The sequence below is a fragment of the Halocynthiibacter sp. SDUM655004 genome, from assembly GCF_026015885.1.
Taxonomy (GTDB): Bacteria; Pseudomonadota; Alphaproteobacteria; order Rhodobacterales; family Rhodobacteraceae; genus Falsihalocynthiibacter; species Falsihalocynthiibacter halioticoli.
In genome coordinates this window covers 382,411-401,620 of the sequence record NZ_JAPDUG010000001.1, presented here as the reverse complement: position 1 = coordinate 401,620, position 19,210 = coordinate 382,411, and the positions used below count along the sequence as shown (strand labels likewise).

21 protein-coding genes are annotated in these 19,210 nt (G+C 55.0%); 7 read left to right on the top strand and 14 right to left on the bottom strand.

Going from position 1 to position 19,210, the window contains the following annotated elements; all coding sequences use genetic code 11:
• Window positions 1-78 precede the first annotated feature (78 nt).
• The gene (gene rpsU, locus N9C89_RS02010) at window positions 79-285 is read left to right on the top strand and encodes a 30S ribosomal protein S21 (RefSeq protein WP_263952161.1); all 207 of its coding nucleotides are present in this window, start codon (window positions 79-81) and stop codon (window positions 283-285) included.
• A gap of 92 nt (window positions 286-377) precedes the next feature.
• Here the strand turns inward: rpsU and N9C89_RS02005 are convergent, their stop codons facing one another.
• On the bottom strand, window positions 378-914 hold the full coding sequence (locus tag N9C89_RS02005) for a hypothetical protein (RefSeq protein ID WP_263952160.1): 537 nt from the start codon (window positions 912-914) through the stop codon (window positions 378-380).
• 62 nt (window positions 915-976) lie between these two features.
• Window positions 977-1,435, bottom strand: coding sequence for an Lrp/AsnC family transcriptional regulator (locus N9C89_RS02000; protein ID WP_263952159.1), 459 nt, complete (start codon window positions 1,433-1,435; stop codon window positions 977-979).
• 136 nt (window positions 1,436-1,571) lie between these two features.
• On the opposite strand from N9C89_RS02000, the gene ald reads away from it, so the two are divergent.
• Window positions 1,572-2,687: an alanine dehydrogenase gene (gene ald, locus N9C89_RS01995; RefSeq protein ID WP_263952158.1), complete on the top strand. Its 1,116-nt coding sequence runs from the start codon at window positions 1,572-1,574 to the stop codon at window positions 2,685-2,687.
• Window positions 2,688-2,746: 59 nt separating this feature from the next.
• Here the strand turns inward: ald and mscL are convergent, their stop codons facing one another.
• Complete coding sequence (gene mscL / locus N9C89_RS01990) at window positions 2,747-3,187, bottom strand: large conductance mechanosensitive channel protein MscL (protein ID WP_263952157.1); 441 nt, start codon at window positions 3,185-3,187, stop codon at window positions 2,747-2,749.
• 154 nt (window positions 3,188-3,341) lie between these two features.
• Between mscL and N9C89_RS01985 the strand changes: the two genes are divergently transcribed.
• Together N9C89_RS01985 and N9C89_RS01980 are read left to right on the top strand one after the other, a co-directional pair.
• Entirely contained in the window at window positions 3,342-4,070 is a 729-nt protein-coding gene (locus N9C89_RS01985) for a glutathione S-transferase N-terminal domain-containing protein (RefSeq protein WP_263952156.1), read from the top strand.
• Window positions 4,071-4,268: 198 nt separating this feature from the next.
• Window positions 4,269-5,468 (top strand): hypothetical protein, encoded by a 1,200-nt coding sequence (locus N9C89_RS01980; protein ID WP_263952154.1) that lies wholly within the window; start codon window positions 4,269-4,271, stop codon window positions 5,466-5,468.
• Window positions 5,469-5,565: 97 nt separating this feature from the next.
• On the opposite strand, the gene N9C89_RS01975 is transcribed toward N9C89_RS01980, so the two are convergent.
• From N9C89_RS01975 to pyk, 7 genes are all read right to left on the bottom strand, one after another.
• The gene (locus tag N9C89_RS01975; RefSeq protein WP_263952153.1) at window positions 5,566-6,015 is read right to left on the bottom strand and encodes a YtoQ family protein; all 450 of its coding nucleotides are present in this window, start codon (window positions 6,013-6,015) and stop codon (window positions 5,566-5,568) included.
• A 59-nt stretch (window positions 6,016-6,074) separates the two neighbouring features.
• On the bottom strand, window positions 6,075-8,486 hold the full coding sequence (pheT, locus tag N9C89_RS01970; RefSeq protein WP_263952152.1) for a phenylalanine--tRNA ligase subunit beta: 2,412 nt from the start codon (window positions 8,484-8,486) through the stop codon (window positions 6,075-6,077).
• A 49-nt stretch (window positions 8,487-8,535) separates the two neighbouring features.
• On the bottom strand, window positions 8,536-9,609 hold the full coding sequence (gene pheS / locus N9C89_RS01965) for a phenylalanine--tRNA ligase subunit alpha (protein ID WP_263952151.1): 1,074 nt from the start codon (window positions 9,607-9,609) through the stop codon (window positions 8,536-8,538).
• Window positions 9,610-9,738: 129 nt separating this feature from the next.
• Complete coding sequence (gene rplT, locus N9C89_RS01960; RefSeq protein WP_263952150.1) at window positions 9,739-10,104, bottom strand: 50S ribosomal protein L20; 366 nt, start codon at window positions 10,102-10,104, stop codon at window positions 9,739-9,741.
• A 12-nt stretch (window positions 10,105-10,116) separates the two neighbouring features.
• Window positions 10,117-10,317, bottom strand: a complete 201-nt coding sequence (gene rpmI / locus N9C89_RS01955; protein ID WP_263952149.1) for a 50S ribosomal protein L35 — start codon at window positions 10,315-10,317, stop codon at window positions 10,117-10,119.
• A 117-nt stretch (window positions 10,318-10,434) separates the two neighbouring features.
• Window positions 10,435-10,659 carry a hypothetical protein gene (locus N9C89_RS01950; RefSeq protein WP_263952148.1) on the bottom strand — a complete coding sequence of 75 codons (225 nt, stop codon included), beginning with the start codon at window positions 10,657-10,659 and terminating at the stop codon, window positions 10,435-10,437.
• Between the two features lie 32 nt (window positions 10,660-10,691).
• Window positions 10,692-12,140, bottom strand: coding sequence for a pyruvate kinase (pyk, locus tag N9C89_RS01945; protein WP_263952147.1), 1,449 nt, complete (start codon window positions 12,138-12,140; stop codon window positions 10,692-10,694).
• Window positions 12,141-12,351: 211 nt separating this feature from the next.
• On the opposite strand from pyk, the gene N9C89_RS01940 reads away from it, so the two are divergent.
• Window positions 12,352-12,687, top strand: a complete 336-nt coding sequence (locus N9C89_RS01940) for a DUF1244 domain-containing protein (RefSeq protein ID WP_263952146.1) — start codon at window positions 12,352-12,354, stop codon at window positions 12,685-12,687.
• 45 nt (window positions 12,688-12,732) lie between these two features.
• Here N9C89_RS01940 and N9C89_RS01935 read toward each other — a convergent pair whose 3' ends face one another.
• Genes N9C89_RS01935 through dgcN form a run of 3 tightly spaced genes read right to left on the bottom strand, consistent with a single transcriptional unit; the run spans window position 12,733 to window position 15,582 of the window.
• On the bottom strand, window positions 12,733-13,596 hold the full coding sequence (locus N9C89_RS01935) for a D-amino-acid transaminase (protein ID WP_263952145.1): 864 nt from the start codon (window positions 13,594-13,596) through the stop codon (window positions 12,733-12,735).
• 9 nt (window positions 13,597-13,605) lie between these two features.
• Window positions 13,606-14,571: an N-acetyl-D-Glu racemase DgcA gene (gene dgcA / locus N9C89_RS01930; protein WP_263952144.1), complete on the bottom strand. Its 966-nt coding sequence runs from the start codon at window positions 14,569-14,571 to the stop codon at window positions 13,606-13,608.
• Window positions 14,572-14,580: 9 nt separating this feature from the next.
• Window positions 14,581-15,582 (bottom strand): N-acetyltransferase DgcN, encoded by a 1,002-nt coding sequence (dgcN, locus tag N9C89_RS01925; RefSeq protein ID WP_263952143.1) that lies wholly within the window; start codon window positions 15,580-15,582, stop codon window positions 14,581-14,583.
• Between the two features lie 279 nt (window positions 15,583-15,861).
• On the opposite strand from dgcN, the gene N9C89_RS01920 reads away from it, so the two are divergent.
• Both N9C89_RS01920 and N9C89_RS01915 read left to right on the top strand, forming a co-directional pair.
• Window positions 15,862-16,827 (top strand): L-malyl-CoA/beta-methylmalyl-CoA lyase, encoded by a 966-nt coding sequence (locus tag N9C89_RS01920; protein WP_263952142.1) that lies wholly within the window; start codon window positions 15,862-15,864, stop codon window positions 16,825-16,827.
• Between the two features lie 120 nt (window positions 16,828-16,947).
• The gene (locus tag N9C89_RS01915; RefSeq protein WP_263952141.1) at window positions 16,948-17,910 is read left to right on the top strand and encodes an acetyl-CoA carboxylase carboxyltransferase subunit alpha; all 963 of its coding nucleotides are present in this window, start codon (window positions 16,948-16,950) and stop codon (window positions 17,908-17,910) included.
• Between the two features lie 60 nt (window positions 17,911-17,970).
• Here N9C89_RS01915 and N9C89_RS01910 read toward each other — a convergent pair whose 3' ends face one another.
• Complete coding sequence (locus N9C89_RS01910) at window positions 17,971-19,161, bottom strand: MFS transporter (RefSeq protein WP_263952139.1); 1,191 nt, start codon at window positions 19,159-19,161, stop codon at window positions 17,971-17,973.
• Window positions 19,162-19,210 lie beyond the last annotated feature (49 nt).

Sequence of the window (19,210 nt, the reverse complement as noted above, 5' to 3'; positions counted from 1 at the left end):
ATTTAGATGATTGCTTGCTATACGGCCACTTCCTGCAACTTTATGCAAACTCAAACTTAGAAAGGTGGTGAAAACCACATGCAGGTTTCTGTTCGTGATAACAACGTCGATCAAGCACTTCGTGCGCTGAAAAAGAAACTTCAGCGTGAGGGCGTTTTCCGTGAGATGAAGCTCAAGCAACATTTCGAAAAACCCTCCGAGAAGAAAGCACGCGAGAAAGCCGAAGCAATTCGTCGCTCCCGCAAGCTCGCTCGCAAGAAATTGCAACGTGAGAACGGCCTTTAGGCTTCTTACGGATCGCACTTAGCGAATAGACGGGATTTCCCGTTTCTCTAAACCCCCGCGGCCAGTCCTCGGGGGTTTTGTTTTGTCACGGCTCAATTGTCAGCGAAACGCGCTTTCAGGGCTTCGATATCGAGCTTGCGTTCTTCCAGCGCTTCCGGGTCCCATTCACTCCGCTCCGCTTCAAAGAAATCTCCGCCATACACATGAATTGCACCAGTTAGGCGTGGAATCGGATTAGTGACGGAATGAATGATGTCTTTGCCGAGTGGCGCTACCTCACCGGCCGAAAGGGCCGTTGCGCCAGCAGCCTCGATATGACCGTCTGGATCATCTTTGATACGTCGCCAGAATATGTTGTCTTCTCGACCCGAATAGATACCGATATTGGCCCACATTTCATGATTATGGGGCGGAATTGTCATTCCAGGTTGCCAGACTACGTTGATGATGGTCAGGTCATCCGCTTTAAATAGGGGCATCAATCCGGCCTTCTCTGGTGGTCCGAGCTCCTTCATAACGCCGTCAACATCGGCCAAATATTCGCGCAAAATCTCCGTGACTTCTTTGCGACCGTCGCCGCTGCGTACTGCGTCTCTACATTGTTCTACAAATCTTTCTAAACTTGGCATTGCGTGTCCCCTTCTAGGGTTCAGGAACAGCTATTATACCACAGATCAGATTGAATCAGGACTCACACAGGCAGGGCTGTCGTTTTAAACACAGTCCGAAGCGCAAAGCTTGACTGCATCTGCGTCACACCAGGCAGCCGCGCGAGATAACGCCGATGGATTTGTGCGAAGTCTTCTGTATCTCGGGCAACAACCTTGAGCATATAATCAGCAGTTCCGGCCATGAGGTGGCATTCAAGAATATCAGGAACAAGCGCAACCGCCTTTTCGAACGCGTCTAATGTCTCGTCCGCTTGGCCGGAGAGCGTAATCTCGACAAACACTGTCGTTGGCCGCCCAAGCTTGCGCGGATCAAGCAGGGCGACATAATCGCGAATATAGCCCTCCTCCTCGAGGTTCTGAACACGTCGATGACACGCCGAAGGCGAGAGGTTAACGCGCTCGGAAAGCTCAGAGTTTGTGATCCTGCCTTGTCGCTGCAAAACGTCCAGAATTCGTCGATCTATTTCATCAATTTTCATGTTCACGCACATTTCTACGAAGAAGTTTTCACTTTGCCGAATATTTCACCAGATATCCAGCCCTACCCCCCCATAGAAACGTAAGCATTTGCACGGAATCGCGTTCAAGATGGGAACCATAACGGAGGAAAATCCCATGCTTATCGGTTGCCCGAAAGAGATCAAACCACAAGAATTTCGCGTTGGCCTAACGCCAAACGCCGCCCGCGAGGCCATCGCCCACGGGCATAATGTGATCGTTGAAACGAATGCCGGATTCGGCTCTGGCTTTTCGGACCAAGATTACATCGACGCAGGTGCAAAAATCGAAGGCGCCGCAAGCGACGTATTTGCCAAAGCGGACATGATCGTGAAGGTCAAAGAGCCACAGGCCGTCGAGCGCAAGATGCTGCGCGAAGGCCAACTCCTCTTTACCTACTTGCACCTCGCGCCTGACCCCGATCAAACGCTCGATCTCCTGAAAAGCGGCTGCACCGCGATTGCTTACGAAACTGTGACAGATAACGCCGGCGGGTTGCCACTGCTCGCGCCGATGTCCGAGGTTGCGGGCAAACTCGCACCGCAGGTCGGCGCTTGGACCTTGCAGAAAGCCAACGGCGGGCGTGGCGTCTTGATGGGCGGCGTGCCGGGCGTTGGCCCTGCGCGGGTCGTTGTGATCGGCGGTGGCGTTGTTGGCACCCATGCCGCACGTGTCGCAGCAGGCATGGGAGCGGATGTGACCGTTCTTGATCGTTCGCTGGCGCGCTTGCGGTATCTTGACGATGTGTTCGGCCGCACCTTCAAAACCAGCTACGCCAATGCAGGAAACACTATTGAGCTTGTTGCTCAGGCCGACATGGTCATTGGCGCGGTTTTGATCCCTGGTGCCGCGGCCCCCAAACTTATCACCAAAGCGCAACTCTCCGAAATGAAGCCAGGCGCGGCAATCGTGGATGTTGCGATTGACCAAGGCGGGTGCTTTGAGACGAGCCGTGCCACAACCCACCAAGACCCGATTTACGATGTGGATGGCATCATGCACTACTGCGTGGCCAACATGCCCGGCGCTGTGGCGCGCACTTCTACAATCGCGCTTGGCAATGCAACCTTGCCATTCCTGCTGAACCTCGCAGACAAAGGCTGGAAACAAGCTTGCGCTGACGATCCAAACTTGCTGAACGGGCTGAACGTCCATGCCGGCAAGCTTACGTATTATGCAGTTGGCAAGGCACTCGGGATGGACGTTATCGCTCCCTCACTTGCCCTGAAGTGACCCTAAAAATACAAAAGGCCCGCGAACACAGGCGGGCCTTTTCTTATTTAAGATAATGACTAGGCCTTCTTGGCCAGTGAATCTCGGATATCCTTGAGAAGATCAATCTCGCTCGGTCCTGCGGGCGCTTCTTCGGCGGCCTCTTCTTCTTTCGCTGCTTGTTCTTTGATGCGATTTACGCTCTTCACAAGCAAGAACACGACCCAAGCGATAATCAGGAAGTTAATCAACGCCATGATGAACGCGCCATAGGCAAACACCGCAGCCCCTGCTTCGCGCGCTGCTTCAAGGCTGGTATAGACGACGCCCTCTTCGCCACCAGAGAGAATAATGAAGTTGTTGGTGAAATCCGCGCCGCCAAGGAACAGTCCGATAAAAGGGTTTATCAGATCGGACACCATAGACTTTACGATCGCCGTAAACGCCGCCCCGACAATGATACCGACCGCCATATCCATGACGTTGCCTTTGGCGATAAAATCCCTGAATTCACTTAACATTTGCGCGTCCCTCTTTTGTAACTTTGTCAAAATACCACCACGCACAAATCTCTGTGCGTATACGCATATTGGATAGCAGAAAAACGCATAGGGGAAGCCCCTTTTAAACGCGCGTGTGGTGCATATGTCCATGGTCCGACAAAGGAGCAGACAAATGACAATTCAAACACCAATCAAATCTTCACTAGACGAATTTCCGATTACCAATAAATGGGCCCCGAAGAATCCTGAGCATATTCAGCTTTACTCCCTTCCAACGCCAAACGGCGTAAAGGTTTCAATCCTCCTCGAAGAACTTGGATTGCCCTATGACGCGCATCAGGTCAGCTTTGCGACTAATGACCAGTTTTCGCCCGAGTTCCTATCGCTCAATCCAAACAACAAAATCCCCGCGATAATCGACCCCGCGGGTCCGGACGGCGCGCCAGTTGGACTGTTCGAAACCGGAGCGATCCTGACCTATCTGGCCGACAAGGCCGATACCGAAGGTAAGCTCCTGCCCCGCGAAGGCGCCGCACGCTATGAAACGCTGCAATGGCTCTTCTGGCAGGTTGGCGGTTTTGGCCCGATGCTTGGACAGCTCGGTTTCTTCCATAAATTCGCGGGCAAAGAGTTTGAAGACAAACGCCCCCGTGACCGCTACGTGGATGAAACGAAACGGCTCTTTGGCGTGCTGAACACGCAGCTTGAAGGCAAAGAATGGATCACCGGCACCTACTCCATCGCGGATATCGCCGTTGCACCATGGGTGCGCACTGTTGTCGATTTCTACGAAGCGGGAGACCTGATAGGTATCGACGATTTCCCGAATGTCACTGCATATCTTGAACGCTTCCTCGCGCGTCCAGCCGTTCAAGCAGGTCTGAAGCAACCTGCGAGTTAAATTCGAAGGGGGTGGGCGACGGCCTGCCCCTTTTTGGTTCACGACCTATTGCACATCGCGCCGGCTGCTCAATGTCGGCCACCCAAACCAACGAAATAGCAATTTCATTCAAACAATCGACGCCTGTAACACGTTAGCATTTGTAGCATCCTGAAAATCAAGCATACTAGTGGGAATTTCTTCAGGGAACGGAACAGCATGACGTCCATCATTTTCGGTGCTACCGTCGCAATAAGTATTGCTTTACTGCTATTTGCGCCTTTCACCAAATCAGCTCTCTGGCGCGCAACAGTAACCCCTCTTGCCTCGATCATCGGCAGCGGTTTTTTGGTATCTGCGCCGCTGCTTGCGCGGGAATTTGGCGGCTATGCAGCACCCGCAATGGCGCTTCTGATCGCGGTTGCCATGCTCGTTGGGTGGACAATCCGCTACAACATTCGCAATGTCGAACCTGCACTTGGAAGCGCCAAGGATAAGGCGCTCCAATCCATCGAGAGCCTAAGCCACATCGTGCTGGCATTCGCTTATTTCATATCAGTTGCCTATTACCTTTCATTGCTCGGCCATTTCATTCTGCAATCGATGAACGTGCAGAACGAACTTGTGGCAAACGGAATAGCTATCGGCTTGGTGGCGTTGATCGGTTTTCTTGGCTGGACGGGCGGCGCTGAAAAGGTGAGCTCGATCGAGCGTTATGCCACGGCGCTGAATTTGTCGGTCATTGCCGGCTTGCTGGTTGCGCTCGCCGTATATGCCGTTCTTTTGATTGGCGATGGACAGTCGGTCCGGCCTCCACCTGGCCGATTAGAGGCGAGCTCACTGCCGGTCTTGCTTGGCTTGTTGATCGTCGTACAGGGTTTTGAAACCACCCGCTTTATGGGAGATGAATTTGATTCCGAGACTCGGCAAAAGGCCATGCGCATCGCGCAAATTATGTCTGGGATAATCTATATCGCCTTTTTCATACTGCTCTCGCCGCTGATGTCGGAACTTGCAAAAGGAAGCGGAGTGGCTGCAATTATCACAGTCTCTGGCGCGGTGGCTGTGGTACTTCCCCTCAGTCTCACAGCTGCAGCAGTGGCCAGCCAATTCAGCGCGTCTGTTGCCGACAGCCTTGGTGACGCCGGCTTAATCGAGCAGATTTCCGGAGGTAAAGTCGATCCACGGCATGGTTATGTGCTGATCTCAGGCGTTGGCATTGCAATTCTCGTATCGCTGGACGTGAATGCCGTCATCGCGCTCGCGAGCCGTGCTTTTGCTCTGTTCTACGCATTGCAATGCATGGTCGCGTGGGAGCATGCGCGGAAACAAAAAGAGGAAAAACACAAAGCTTTGGCGTTCATGGCATTGTCAATTCTTTGCGCCATGATCGTCATATTTGGTGTGCCTGCCGAATAGCCTTTACCGCTACTCGGCCGCTTTTCTCGATGTCCGATATTTCTTGTGTCGCCTGAAGCTTTGGTGTGTCGAAAAGCGGGCAAACTGCCCACTTAACTTACTTCGGCAATTCACCAGAAAGCACGTACCGCAAGATCTGTACAACCTGCTCTGGCGTTTCTGTTACTGCGAGGGCGGCTGCATCCACTTCTTTCAAGGCGTGCTGGTGGTCTGGGCCATGCATCACGACCAGCGATTTCCCCAATGCTGCGGCATATCCCGCATCGAAGGCCGCGTTCCACTGGCGGTATTTCTCGCCAAAGCGCACAACAACAATGTCTGCCGCTTCGATCGCTGTGCGGGTGCGGATGGCATTGAGCTTTGCGCCCTTGTTGTCATGCCAGAATTTGTTGGGCTCTTCGCCCATAATCGCAACGCCACAATCATCGCTGGCGTCATGATCCGTAACAGGCGCACTGAATGTCACGCCAAGCCCTTCGGCGCCTGCAATAATCTCATCGCGCCAATCAGTGTGAATCTCGCCGGATAGGTAAACGTTTAGCATCATTTGGATTTCCCCCTCATTGGCGGAATGCGCAACGCCGTGCCGCGCATTCCGAAGTTAGTTTAGCCGCGAAGTGTGCCGCCCGTAGCCTTCTCGACCTTGGCGATAATCTTGGCAGAGACCTCTTCGATGTCTTTCTCTTTGAGCGTTTTGTCCTTCGGCTGAAGACGTACGGTGATCGCAAGGGATTTCTTGCCCTCGCCCATCTGACGCTCCGCAGTCTCTCCGGTGAACTGATCAAAGAGGTGCACGTTTGTGATGAGGTTCTTATCCACACCAGCGGCCGCATTTACCACGCTTGCGGCCTCAACACCTGTATCAACCACAAAGGCGAAATCGCGCTCAACTGCTTGAAGATCACTTGCACCTAGAGCGGCACGTGTGGCCTTGGATTTGCGCTTAAACGGTGCTTCCTCAAGGTAGACAGTAAAGGCAACAGCCGCGCCTTTGACGCCCATTTTCTCCAGCGTTTTCGGATGAACTTCACCAAAACTCGCGAGGATTTTCTTGGGTCCAAGACAGATATTACCGTTGCGGCCAGGATGCCACCACGCGTTCTTGCCGCGTAGGATTTGAGCCTTGGCAGGCGCTCCGATAGCCGCCAGAACAGCCTCGGCATCGGCCTTTGCATCGAACAGATCAACTGTACGACGCTCACCATGAACATCCTTTGGGCCAGTCGCGCCCACAAGAAGGCCCGCGACCTGAATATGCTGCTCTTCCGGCTCGCCGCCATGGAAAGCAGGGCCAACTTCGAAGAGCGCAAGATCAGCAACGCCACGCGCTTGGTTCCGCGCAGCAGCCTGAAGCAACCCTGCCAGCAGATCGGGGCGCATATGGCTCATTTCCGACGAAATCGGGTTGGCCAACATCGTTGCGTCCGACCCGCCCGCAAAAAGCTCTGCGGTATCTTTGTCGATAAAGCTGTAGGTGACGCATTCGTTGTAGCCAAGTGCAGCTACGGTACGCCGCGCGATGCTTTCGCGCTTCTGCATTGGCGTCAGGATTGGACCGGGAACACCAACACTCGCACGCGCCATTGGACGGCCTTCAAGCTTCGTAAGCGAAGCAACCCGCGCCACCTCTTCCACAAGGTCAGCAGACCCCTGAACATCGGGCCGCCAGCTTGGAACGCTCGCCATGTCACCATCAAGCTCGAAGCCAAGCGCTGTCAACGTCTCACGCTGTGTATCAGCTGGAATGTCCATTCCCACGAGGCTTTGAACACGGTCAGTATCAAGCTTATAGGCGCGGTTTGTGTCCGGCACTTCGCCCGCGACGACAACCTCGCTTGGCTCGCCGCCACAGAGATCAAGGATCATCTGAGTTGCCAGTTCGATAGCGACTGGATTGAATGCGGGATCAATGCCGCGCTCGTTGCGGTAGCGCGCGTCGGAATTGATCTTGAGCGCACGTCCGGTTTTGGCAATCTGCACAACATCCCAAACCGCGGCCTCAAGGAAGACATTTACGGTTTCCTCTGTGCAGCCTGTTTCAAGACCACCCATGATACCGCCGATACTTTCGACACCTTCATCATCAGAGATCACAACCATTCCGGCGTCGAAGGTATATTCCTTCTCGTCCAGCGCCATGAGAGTCTCGCCGCCCTTTGTGCGATGTACACGAAGGTTGCCCTTCACCTTATCGGCGTCAAAAACGTGGAGCGGGCGGTTCTGATCATATGTGAAGAAGTTGGTGATATCGACCAGTGCGGAAATCGGGCGAAGGCCAATCGCAGTCAGCCAATCCTGAAGCCACTGGGGGCTTGGACCGTTCTTCACGCCTTTGATCAACCGTCCCATAAAGACTTCACAGCCGTCAGTGCGGGTGTCTTCATCGATTGTTACGGAAATCGGGCTTTTGAACGTGCCTTCAACCTTAGCTTCGGGCGCGGGCTTCAGCTTACCCAATCCACGCGCGGCAAGATCGCGGGCGATACCACGAACACCAAGCGCGTCGGGGCGGTTTGGTGTGATCGCGATTTCGATCATCGCATCGACTTTGGCGGGATCATGCTCGGCCAGATAATCAACGAAACGGTCGCCAACCTCACCGCTTGGAAGCTCGATGATGCCATCATGCTCGTCAGAAAGCTCCATTTCGCGCTCACTGGCCATCATACCATGGCTTTCAACGCCACGGATTTTGCCAACAGAAATGGTGATATCGAGTCCGGGGATATACATGCCCGGCTTTGCCAGAACGACGGTGATGCCTTCGCGTGCGTTTGGTGCGCCGCAGACGATCTGCTTTTCGCCTTCATCGGTCAGAACATTACAAACCTTGAGGCGGTCAGCCTCGGGATGTTTCTCCGCACTCAGAACCTTGGCAATCGTGAAATCGCCGAGCCGCTCAGCAGGGTTATGAACCTCCTCGACCTCAAGGCCAAGATCGGTCAGCGCATAGAGGATGTCATCCAATGAGGCGTCAGTGTCCAGATGGGTTTTCAACCAAGATAGTGTGAACTTCATGCGCGTGCGCTCCCGTTAGATGCGAAGCAAATTGGTGTTTGTGCAGATGTCATCGGGAAAGCCCCCCTGCCAGTGTTGGCATATCAAGAGCCGAGAACCCGTAATGGCGAAGCCAGCGCAGGTCGCTCTCAAAGAAGGCCCGAAGATCAGGGATGCCGTATTTCAACATCGCAATCCGGTCGATCCCCATACCAAAGGCAAAGCCCTGCCACGCTTCCGGATCAACGCCCGCAGCTTCAAGAACCTTGGGGTGAACCATGCCGGAGCCAAGCACTTCCATCCAGCCGTCACCTTCGCCAATGCGCAACTGCCCATCGACCCAGCTGCACTGGATATCAACTTCGGCGGATGGCTCTGTGAAGGGGAAGTGGCTCGCGCGGAAACGAGTTTTGATTCCGTCGATCTCAAAGAACGCCGAGAAGAATTCCTCAAGCACCCACTTCAGGTTCGCCATCGAGATATCCTTGCCGATGGCAAGGCCTTCGATCTGGTGGAACATGGGGGTGTGGGTCTGGTCGTAATCGCTGCGGTACACGCGACCCGGAGCAATAACGCGGATCGGCGCGCCGGTTTTCTCCATCGCGCGGATTTGCACAGGGCTGGTATGCGTACGCAGGACATGCGGCGGGCGATTGTCGCCCTCGTCGCGGTGCATATAGAACGTGTCAAACTCTTGCCGCGCGGGGTGGTGCGGCGGGATGTTCAGCGCGTCGAAATTGTAGAAATCATTCTCGATCTGGGGGCCTTCGGCCACGGCAAAGCCCATGTCGGCAAAGATCGCAACGACCTCTTCGGTCACTTGGCTCACCGGATGGATCGTACCTTGCGGACGACCGCGCGCCGGCAGCGTCACGTCAAGCCATTCTTCGCTTAGGCGCGCATCAAGGGCCGCATCCGCAAGCGCCTCTTTCTTGGCGGCGAGGGCCGAGTTGATCTCGTCTTTCAGCGCATTGAGCGCAGGTCCGGCCACTTGCCGTTCTTCGGGCGTCATCTTGCCCAACTCCCGCATCTTCAGCGCGATTTCACCCTTTTTACCGACAGCAGCAAGGCGCACATCCTCAAGTGCGGCCTCGTCGGTGACAGAGGCAACTGCCTCAAGATATTTCTGCCTTAGATCGTCCATGCGCGGCCCCTTATTTTCAATCCCCGCTGTGCTATCACATCAGAGGTTAAACACAAGAAGCCGCGGACCCTTACGGGGGCCCGCGGCTTCAAAAATTTCTACTCTGTTAGAGTATCGCGAGCGAGTCGCTTAGGCTGCGAGTGCGGCCTGAGCTTTTTCTACGATCGCTGTAAAGGCTTCTGGCTCGTGAACGGCCAGATCAGCAAGCACTTTACGGTCCACTTCGATACCAGCCAGCGAAAGGCCGTTGATGAAGCGGGAGTATGTCAGGGATTCGTCATGTGCGCGCACAGCAGCGTTGATCCGCTGGATCCAGAGCGCACGGAAATTGCGCTTGCGGGCCTTGCGGTCGCGTGTGGCGTATTGGTTCGCCTTGTCAACAGCCTGCGCCGCAGTACGGAACAGGTTCTTGCGGCGGCCATAGTAACCTTTGGCGGCCTTGACGACTTTTTTGTGACGGGCGTGAGTGACTTTACCGGAAGTAACGCGGGACATATCAACCTCTCCTTAGCGTGAATAGGGCATCATCGACTTGATGATTTTCTCATCAGGTGCGGTGAGCGTGGTTGTGCCGCGCGCGTTGCGCAGGAATTTGTTGGTGCGTTTGATCATGCCGTGGCGTTTGCCAGCCTGACCCGCAACAACACGGCCGGAAGCCGTCACTTTGAACCGCTTTTTGCAGCTCGATTTTGTCTTCATCTTGGGCATTTCCGTCTCCTATCTGGGTTCGGTTTAAGCGCGACTCGGCATGCCACTCAGGGCCGGTCGTGCAATTAGAGCGCGTCGTATAGGCTGGAAACCCCATAGTGACAAGAGCAAAAAGCCTTATCCTATGTATTTATTCGCCACGCGCGAAACCACTTCAGGGATTTCGTTGATCGTATATCCACCTGGCTTCTGGCTTGAGGCCAAGGCAATCATTCCGCCGGAAATCAGCACCATGATCGCCGCTGTGCGCGGCGACCGGCCATCAAACATCGCACCAAGGATCGGCGGAACAGTCAGAACACCTACCCCTAAACCAATTACAAAGAACAAATCAGCGTCCACACGTCCCCCTTTGGGATGAGTTACGACACCAATTATTCAGGATCGATGTTCAGAATCAAGCGTTCATCACAAGGCGCAACCCGCAGAATGTTGGTTGTACCGCGTACATTGAATGGCACACCGGCAGTCACAACAATAAAGTCGTCCTTCGTCGCGTGACCGCTATCCAAGGCTGCACGTGCCGCACCAATAACCGCCATCTTGAAGCGCTCAACATCATCGGAATTATAACAGTTTGTGCCCCAGCTCAGGCAAAGACGGCGCAGCGTTGCTTTCACAGGAGACAGCGCAATAATCGGAACGCGCGGACGCTCGCGCGCCACGAGCAGCGCAGTTGTACCAGATTGCGTAAAGCAGCAGATCGCCTTGATGTCTGTTGTTTCCGCGATTTCCCGCGCCGCAGCGACGATACCGTCGGCAACAGTTACGCCTTTGGAATTGCGGCTGGCTTCGATCACATCGCGATAAGTCGAGTCACTCTCGACCTCAATCGCAACGTTGTTCATGGTTGTGACCGCTTCGATCGGGAAGCTACCAGCAGCAGATTCAGCAGACAGCATGATCGCGTCCGCACCTTCGTAAATCGCTGTCGCAACATCTGAAACCTCGGCGCGTGTAGGCACGGGGCTATCGATCATGCTCTCGAGCATCTGCGTCGCAACGATCACAGGTTTCGCGGCAAGGCGACACTTGCGGATCAACTGTTTCTGAATCGGCGGCACGTTTTGAACAGGAAGCTCAACACCAAGGTCACCGCGCGCAACCATGATCCCGTCGGACACCTCTAGAATATCGTCAAACGCAGTCACCGCTGCGGGCTTCTCAATTTTGGAGAGAACAGCCGCGCGGCCTTTGGCCAATTCGCGAGCTTCGGCAACGTCCTCTGGGCGCTGTACAAACGACAGCGCCAACCAATCCACACCGAGTTCGCATACAAACTCAAGGTCGCGGCGGTCTTTTTCCGAAAGTGCGGCGAGAGGCAGAACAACATCAGGAACGTTCACGCCTTTGCGGTTGCTGATTGTGCCGCCAACTTCAACAACACAGTTTGCGAAGTCCGCGCCGCATTCCTCAACGCGAACACGAATCTTACCATCATTCACCAGAAGGGTCGCACCAACTTCGAGCGCGTCAAAAATCTCTTTGTGCGGGAGGCAAACGCGCGTGGAGTCACCTTCGGCTTTATCAAGGTCAAAGCGGAACTTCTGACCCACCTCAAGCTCTTCGCCCTCGTCATTGGCAAACACACCGCAGCGCAGTTTTGGCCCCTGAAGGTCCGCCAGAATCGCGATCGGACGATCAAGGTCGGCTTCGATCTTGCGGATAATTTCATGACGGACACGAATTTCACTGTGGTCACCGTGGCTCATGTTCAAACGGAACACATCGGCCCCAGCTTCGAAAAGCGCCCGGATCATATCGTAGTCGTTGGATGCTGGCCCCAGTGTGGCCACGATTTTTACATTGCGAGCGCGTGTCATTCGGCGTCGATTCCTCAGGTTATATATGTCTTTTCCGGTGGGCCGCCTGCTATATGCCCCAATTCATAGGTAAACACAACGGTCAGCGCACCATTCCTATCGAAGGGTGTAAACCGCAATTGTCACGCCTTTGCGACGAAACAGGCGGCGCATTGCAACCCGTCACCATTCCCTTAGACTATGCGCAGGAACTTCCACAAACGAGGTCATCATGGATTTCAACCGCCCCGACATTGACGCCCAGACGCAACTGGAACTTGAGGCTGCCGCCTTTCGGACCCTACGCGAACACCTGATGGAAAAGCGAACAGACGTGCAAAACATCGATATGATGAACCTCGCCGGCTTTTGCCGCAACTGCCTGTCGCGTTGGGTTCAGGAAGCCGCTGCTGAACGCGGAATCGAGATTGGCAAGGAAGAAGCGCGGGAAGCCTATTACGGCATGACGATGGAACGCTGGAAGTCTGAATTCCAGACCGATGCCAGCCCGCAGAAGCAAGAAGAGTTCAAAAAATCCTTTGCCGAGAATGTCAGCGACAAGGGCTAATCGAATGCGGTTAGCGGCGCTTTATATCAAGCGCCGCTGTCAAACTTAAACGGCGGCCTTGCGGCTCTCTTCGAGATAAATCTCGCGAAGGCGCTTCGCAACGGGGCCCGGTGTTCCTTCACCGATTTGCGCGCCGTCGATTTCAACAACTGGCATCACGAATGTTGAGGCCGAGGTAACGAATGCTTCGTCAGCATCCTTGGCTTCGTCGATCGTGAAGCTGCGCTCTTCGACCTTCATCTGCGCCTCTTGGGCAAACCGCAGCACAGCGTTGCGGGTAATCCCAGCGAGAATTTCGTTGCCAAGGTGGCGCGTAATGATAGTGCCGTTCTTTACGATATAGGCGTTATTGGATGTGCCTTCGGTAACCTTGCCCTCTTCGACCATCCATGCGTCATCGACGCCAGCTTTCTTGGCCATCATCTTCCCCATAGACGGATAGAGAAGCTGCACTGTTTTGATGTCACGGCGGCCCCAGCGTACATCTTCGATCGAAATGACCTTAATGCCTGTTTTGGCGGCAGGAGACTCTGCGAGGCCAGGCTTGTTTTGCGTGAACAGCACGATTGAAGACGGAACCTCATCCGGATCAGGGAATGCGAAATCACGGTCCGCTGGCGCGCCGCGGGTGACTTGGAGATAAACCATCCCCTCTTCAATTCCATTCAGCTCGACCAGTTTGCGGTGAATTTCAATCAACTCGTCCATATCAACAGGAAGCGCCAGATCAAGCTCGTTTGCAGAACGCTCAAGCCGCGCAGCGTGACCAGCAAAATCAATCAGCTTGCCATCAAGAACGCTCGTAACCTCATAGATCCCGTCCGCCATCAAAAAACCACGATCAAATATCGAGATTTTCGCTTCATTTTCCGGCAGATATTCACCGTTGACGTAAACAGTGCGGGTCATAATCACTCCTTAGCCCCAGAGTGCTGCGCGCGGCGGATGCACCCCGAGATCATCAAATTGCAATGGGTTGTCACGGTCTTGCGCCAACAAAAGCGGGCCGTCAAGGTCTGTTACCATCGCACCTTGAGCAACCAGTGTGGCGGGTGCCATTGCGAGGCTACTTCCGACCATGCAGCCGACCATCACCTTATACCCCTCAGCCAACGCTGCTTGCTTCAAGGAAAGCGCTTCTGTAAGGCCACCGGTTTTATCCAGCTTAATATTCACAACATCATATTTCCCCGCCAGCTCAGGAAGGGTCGCGCAGTCATGAGCACTTTCATCGGCGCACACCGGCAAGGGACGCTCGATTTCAGACAGCATCTCATCCTCACCTGCAGGAAGCGGCTGCTCGACAAGATCAACGCCCAACCGAATGAGATGCGGCGCGAGCTCTTGGTAAACCTCAGCACTCCATCCTTCATTCGCATCAACGATAATGCGCGATTTCGGCGCGCCGTGCCGAACGGCCTCAAGCCGCGCCATATCATCGGGCGTGCCGAGTTTGATTTTGAGCAACGGTCGATGCCCCTGTTTTGCTGCGGCGATCCCCATTTGCTGCGGAGAGTCGAGCGATAGCGTAAAGGCGGTTATCTCTGGGTGCGGCGCAGCAAGCCCTGCCAGTTCCCACACGCGTTTTCCTGCGCGTTTCGCTTCTAGATCCCAGAGCGCGCAGTCCACCGCGTTGCGCGCCGCGCCGGACGGCAACAGCTCTTGTAAGCGCGCACGATCAAGCGGCATCGGTAAGGCCAGTATCGCTTCCGAAACAGACTCGATACTCTCCCCATAGCGCGGATAAGGAACGCATTCGCCCCACCCAGTGTGCGCGCCATCGGTGATCCGAACGGTCAGGACATGCGCATGCGTTCGGCTCCCCCGCGAGATGGTGAAAACTTCGGCAAGCGGGAACACATCGGTTGTAACATTCAGCTTCATGAGGCCACCCTATATCGCGGCCAACGCATCCACCAGACGTCCAGCGCCATGGCGGAACGGGTCAACCGCCGGAAGCCCCATCCGCTCCTCTACTTCAGTTAGATATGCGTTTGCTTCATCATCCGACATCGCGGCGGTGTTCACCGAAATGCCAACAACTTTGCAATCCGGATTTGCCACTTTGGCCAGCGGCATGCACATATCGCGCAGCGCTTCCAGCGATGGAATGGCATAGTCGGGCAGTCCGCGCATATGCTGACGCGTAGGCTCGTGAGACAGGATGATCGCATCGGGCTGCCCACCGTGGATAAGCGCCAAGGTCACACCGGAATACGACACATGGAACAGGCTGCCCTGCCCCTCGATTACATCCCAATGGTCTGCATCATTGTCCGGCGAGATATATTCAACCGCACCCGCCATGAAATCAGCGATCACCGCGTCAAGCGGAACACCTTGGCCCGTGATTAGAATGCCGGTCTGACCGGTCGCGCGGAAATCAGACTTCATCCCACGTGCACGCATCTCCGCGTCAATCGCAAGACCAGTGTACATTTTCCCGACCGAGCAATCCGTTCCAACAGCCAGAACCCGTTTGCCGCTGCGCTTCTTTCCGTTCGCAATAGGGTAATCAATGCCTGGAACACGCACGTCATGCAGGCTTGTGCCATGCGCCATGGACGCAGCAACAAGATCGGCCTCGTCGCGGAGCAAGTTATGTAGCCCGCTGGCAATGTCAAAACCCGCTTCGATCGCTTCTATGAGCACCTTTTTCCATGTTTCGGAAATTACGCCACCGCGATTGGCCACACCAATGACAAGCGTTTTTGCGCCCGCCGCCTTAGCATCTTCAAGCGACATATCGGTCAGCCCGAGATCCGCCTTACACCCCTCAAGCCGCATCTGACCAACAGCGTTTTCAGGACGCCAATCCTTGATGCCCTGCGCAACTTTGGCGGCGAGTTGATCGGGCGCATCGCCTAAAAAGAGAAGATAAGGTGTGGGAATCATACTGTGCTCCTTTGCTTTGCGTACTATGACGACATTGCATTGGGCATTGTTTGCGAATTCACCGATTTGCGCGTAAATTTTCGAATGTTTCGGCGTACAACTGATATTTCATCGAATAATCTGCCAACCTATAACTCAAAAACGCAAGAATACCCGTCCAACTAGGGGCCTATTTTCTGCGCCTGCACAATAGTTCTTGCCATCAGTCGCGCAAGATTATACCAACATTAATAACAAATTCGTAATTTACTTGCTCGCATAATTCCCAACGAGGTCCACATGAGTTTCAAATTGCAACCCGCTGCCCCAGCCCGCCCGAACCGCTGTCAGCTATTCGGCCCCGGCTCTCGTCCTGCGCTATTTGAGAAAATGGCCGCAAGTGCGGCCGATGTCATAAACCTCGACCTCGAAGACAGCGTTGCCCCCAGCGACAAGGACGCCGCACGCGCCAATATCATCAAAGCCATCGGCGACGTGGATTGGGGCAGCAAAACACTTTCGGTGCGGATCAACGGGCTTGATACGCCCTATTGGTACCGCGACGTTGTGGACCTTCTCGAAAATGCCTCCGAACGGCTCGACCAGATCATGATCCCCAAAGTCGGCTGCGCGGCGGATATTTATGCGGTCGATGCGCTTGTGACTGCCATCGAGTCTGCTAAGGGGCGCGAAAAACGGATCGATTTTGAAGTTATTATCGAAAGTGCCGCTGGCATCTCGCATGTCGAAGAGATTGCGGCCAGCAGCCCGCGTCTAGTTGCCATGAGCCTCGGCGCTGCTGATTTTGCGGCCTCTATGGGTATGCAGACAACCGGCATCGGCGGAACTCAAGAAAACTATTACATGCAGCACGGCGAAGCGCGTCACTACTCCGATCCTTGGCATTGGGCACAGGCCGCAATTGTTGCTGCCTGCCGCACCCATGGTGTTCTGCCCGTTGACGGCCCCTTCGGCGATTTCAGCGACGACGAAGGGTATCGCGCACAGGCGCGGCGCTCGGCCACGCTTGGAATGGTCGGCAAGTGGGCCATTCATCCAAAACAAATCGCCCTTGCCAACGAGGTATTCACACCCTCGGATGCGCAAATCACCGAAGCCCGTGAAATCCTCGCTGCGATGGAAACCGCCAAGGCCAACGGTGAAGGGGCAACCGTCTATAAGGGGCGGCTTGTGGATATCGCCAGCATCAAACAGGCCGAGGTGATTGTGCGGCAATCCGAAATGATCGCCAATTCAGCGGCATAGCCCGAGCGAGCGCGAATTTTCGGCTTTCGGAGCCAAAAGTCGGGCAAAGCCTGCCCCTCGGTCATTGCAAACCGCGCATTTCATCGTCATATATCGTGTCAAATTGGCACGGAGACCCCGATGAATAATTATCTCGAGTTTGAAAAACCACTCGCAGAAATCGAAGGCAAAGCCGAAGAATTGCGCGCTCTGGCGCGGTCGAATGAAGAGATGGACGTAGAGGAAGAGGCCTCTGCTCTCGACAAGAAAGCCGAGGCGCTCCTCAAGGATCTGTATTCTGACCTGACCGCATGGCGCAAATGTCAGGTGGCCCGCCATCCGGACCGCCCCCATTGCCTTGATTATATCAACCAGTTGTTCACAGATTTCACCCAGCTCGCAGGGGACCGCAACTTTGCTGACGATCTCGCGATTGTCGGCGGCCTCGCGCGGATCGGCGATCAAGCTGTTGTTGTGATCGGGCAGGAAAAGGGCTCGGACACGAAATCTCGCGTTGAGCGCAATTTCGGCATGGCCCGCCCTGAAGGGTACCGCAAAGCGATCCGTTTGATGGACCTTGCGCACCGCTTCAAGCTTCCTGTTGTCACGCTGGTAGACACAACAGGCGCGTTTCCGGGTAAAGGCGCGGAGGAGCGCGGCCAGTCTGAAGCGATTGCCCGCTGCACAGAGAAATGCCTGCAGATCGGTGTTCCGCTTATCACGGTCGTGATCGGCGAAGGCGGCTCTGGTGGTGCGGTTGCGCTGGCGGCTGGCAATAAGCTCGTGATGCTGGAACATTCAGTTTACTCGGTGATTTCGCCAGAAGGCTGCGCTTCGATCCTTTGGAAAGACGCCTCCCGTATGCGCGAAGCCGCAGAAGCGCTGCGCGTAACGGCCCAAGATCTTTCGGCGCTTGGCGTGGCAGATGAGATCATTCCGGAACCCATCGGCGGCGCGCACCGCGATCCGCAAACAACAATCAAATCTGTTGGGGCCGCGATTGAGAAGCACCTCAAGGACCTGTCTAAGAAAAAGCCTGAAACGCTCATCAAAGAACGTCGCAAGAAGTTCCTTGATCTTGGCTCCAAGGGGCTCGCGGCTTAAGAAAGCCAAATCAGTATTATTTAAGGCGGGCCCGCATGTGGCCCGCCTTTTTTTGTGCAATCAGTTTTGGGCGTTTGTCGGGGTAAGCGTATGACGGAACAGAACTGAGGACGCGACCGCTGCCAATGTAAACCCCCAAGCGATCGTCCAAACAGGGCCATTGACCGCGCTCTTAATCACAGTTGTAAAAACAAACGCAACCACGCTCGACACAGACGCAATGAGCGAAGAGCCCAGCCCTGCCAACTCGCCAAGCGGGCGCATCGCGAGTGCTCCAAGGTTTCCAAACAACAGGCCGAGCGCGAAAAAGGCGACCCACGCCAAAGCAAGAAGCAAGCCAAGCGGCGGCTGCCCATCAAAACCCAGTGCGGTAATCAACAGCGCGCTACCGGCGCCGCCCATCAGCAGCAGCCCAATCCAAATTGGTCGCTCTAACCCTGTTTGACCAACAAACCGCACATTCAACATCAAGGCCGCGCCCATTCCTGTGGCTAGCAAAGCGATGAGTGCAGGCATTTGTGACTGTTTCCCGTAAAATTCGCCAAACAATTCAGCAGCAACGGCGAAATAGGCAAGCTGCCCGCCGAACACAAAACCTATCGCAACGATGATAGGAAACACATCTCTCCTACTCACAATAATCGCGAAATTGCGCAGAAGCGGTCCGGGCTTGAGCGGCACGCGATTTGCCTTCGGGTGAGTCTCCGGGTGGCGCGCCCAAAGCCAAGCTCCAAGGATTGCCGCCAGCACCAGATACCCCCAAAGCACACCACGCCATCCTGTGATTGCAGCGAGAGCGGCCCCAAGAGCGGGCGCAATCATCGGTACGAAGACCAGCAGCGTGAATATCATCGACATGACCTTGGCCATATCCGCGCCTTCAAACTGGTCTCTGATCATCGCGCGCGTTCCGATTTTCGGCCCCGCGACCCCCACTCCCTGAAGGAAGCGACCAAGGATCAAAGCTTCAAACGAAGTTGCGATGGCAGCCAAAACCGATCCAATCACGAAAATGGCGAGCCCTGCGATGACCGATGGGCGTCTGCCGACTGCATCACTGATCGGACCGATGGCCAATTCACCAACGGCCATACCAAGCACAAAGGCGGTGATTATCTGCCCGACTGAAAACGGTAACTCCGGCGAGAATTCCGCATCAATCGCCGGCATCACCGGCAATACACCATCAATCGCAAATGCCGTAAGCGCGGTGAGCGCGACGTATAGAGCAAGGCGTTCGGCGCGGCTCATGTCTTGCTCCTGTAATGGGGTTCTATCTCGCTAGACTTAGCGAAGTAGC

Coding starts and splice junctions, on each gene's coding strand:
- pyk (WP_263952147.1), bottom strand. CDS start 12,140: ATGACACGCGCTCGCAATGTAAAAATCGTGGCCACACTGGGGCCAGCA.
- N9C89_RS01975 (WP_263952153.1), bottom strand. CDS start 6,015: ATGATGCTAAACGTTTACCTATCCGGCGAGATTCACACTGATTGGCGC.
- dgcA (WP_263952144.1), bottom strand. CDS start 14,571: ATGAAGCTGAATGTTACAACCGATGTGTTCCCGCTTGCCGAAGTTTTC.
- N9C89_RS01915 (WP_263952141.1), top strand. CDS start 16,948: ATGAATAATTATCTCGAGTTTGAAAAACCACTCGCAGAAATCGAAGGC.
- N9C89_RS01910 (WP_263952139.1), bottom strand. CDS start 19,161: ATGAGCCGCGCCGAACGCCTTGCTCTATACGTCGCGCTCACCGCGCTT.
- ald (WP_263952158.1), top strand. CDS start 1,572: ATGCTTATCGGTTGCCCGAAAGAGATCAAACCACAAGAATTTCGCGTT.
- N9C89_RS01940 (WP_263952146.1), top strand. CDS start 12,352: ATGGATTTCAACCGCCCCGACATTGACGCCCAGACGCAACTGGAACTT.
- rpmI (WP_263952149.1), bottom strand. CDS start 10,317: ATGCCCAAGATGAAGACAAAATCGAGCTGCAAAAAGCGGTTCAAAGTG.
- N9C89_RS02000 (WP_263952159.1), bottom strand. CDS start 1,435: ATGAAAATTGATGAAATAGATCGACGAATTCTGGACGTTTTGCAGCGA.
- N9C89_RS02005 (WP_263952160.1), bottom strand. CDS start 914: ATGCCAAGTTTAGAAAGATTTGTAGAACAATGTAGAGACGCAGTACGC.
- N9C89_RS01935 (WP_263952145.1), bottom strand. CDS start 13,596: ATGACCCGCACTGTTTACGTCAACGGTGAATATCTGCCGGAAAATGAA.
- pheS (WP_263952151.1), bottom strand. CDS start 9,609: ATGGACGATCTAAGGCAGAAATATCTTGAGGCAGTTGCCTCTGTCACC.
- rpsU (WP_263952161.1), top strand. CDS start 79: ATGCAGGTTTCTGTTCGTGATAACAACGTCGATCAAGCACTTCGTGCG.
- pheT (WP_263952152.1), bottom strand. CDS start 8,486: ATGAAGTTCACACTATCTTGGTTGAAAACCCATCTGGACACTGACGCC.
- mscL (WP_263952157.1), bottom strand. CDS start 3,187: ATGTTAAGTGAATTCAGGGATTTTATCGCCAAAGGCAACGTCATGGAT.
- N9C89_RS01985 (WP_263952156.1), top strand. CDS start 3,342: ATGACAATTCAAACACCAATCAAATCTTCACTAGACGAATTTCCGATT.
- rplT (WP_263952150.1), bottom strand. CDS start 10,104: ATGTCCCGCGTTACTTCCGGTAAAGTCACTCACGCCCGTCACAAAAAA.
- N9C89_RS01980 (WP_263952154.1), top strand. CDS start 4,269: ATGACGTCCATCATTTTCGGTGCTACCGTCGCAATAAGTATTGCTTTA.
- N9C89_RS01920 (WP_263952142.1), top strand. CDS start 15,862: ATGAGTTTCAAATTGCAACCCGCTGCCCCAGCCCGCCCGAACCGCTGT.
- dgcN (WP_263952143.1), bottom strand. CDS start 15,582: ATGATTCCCACACCTTATCTTCTCTTTTTAGGCGATGCGCCCGATCAA.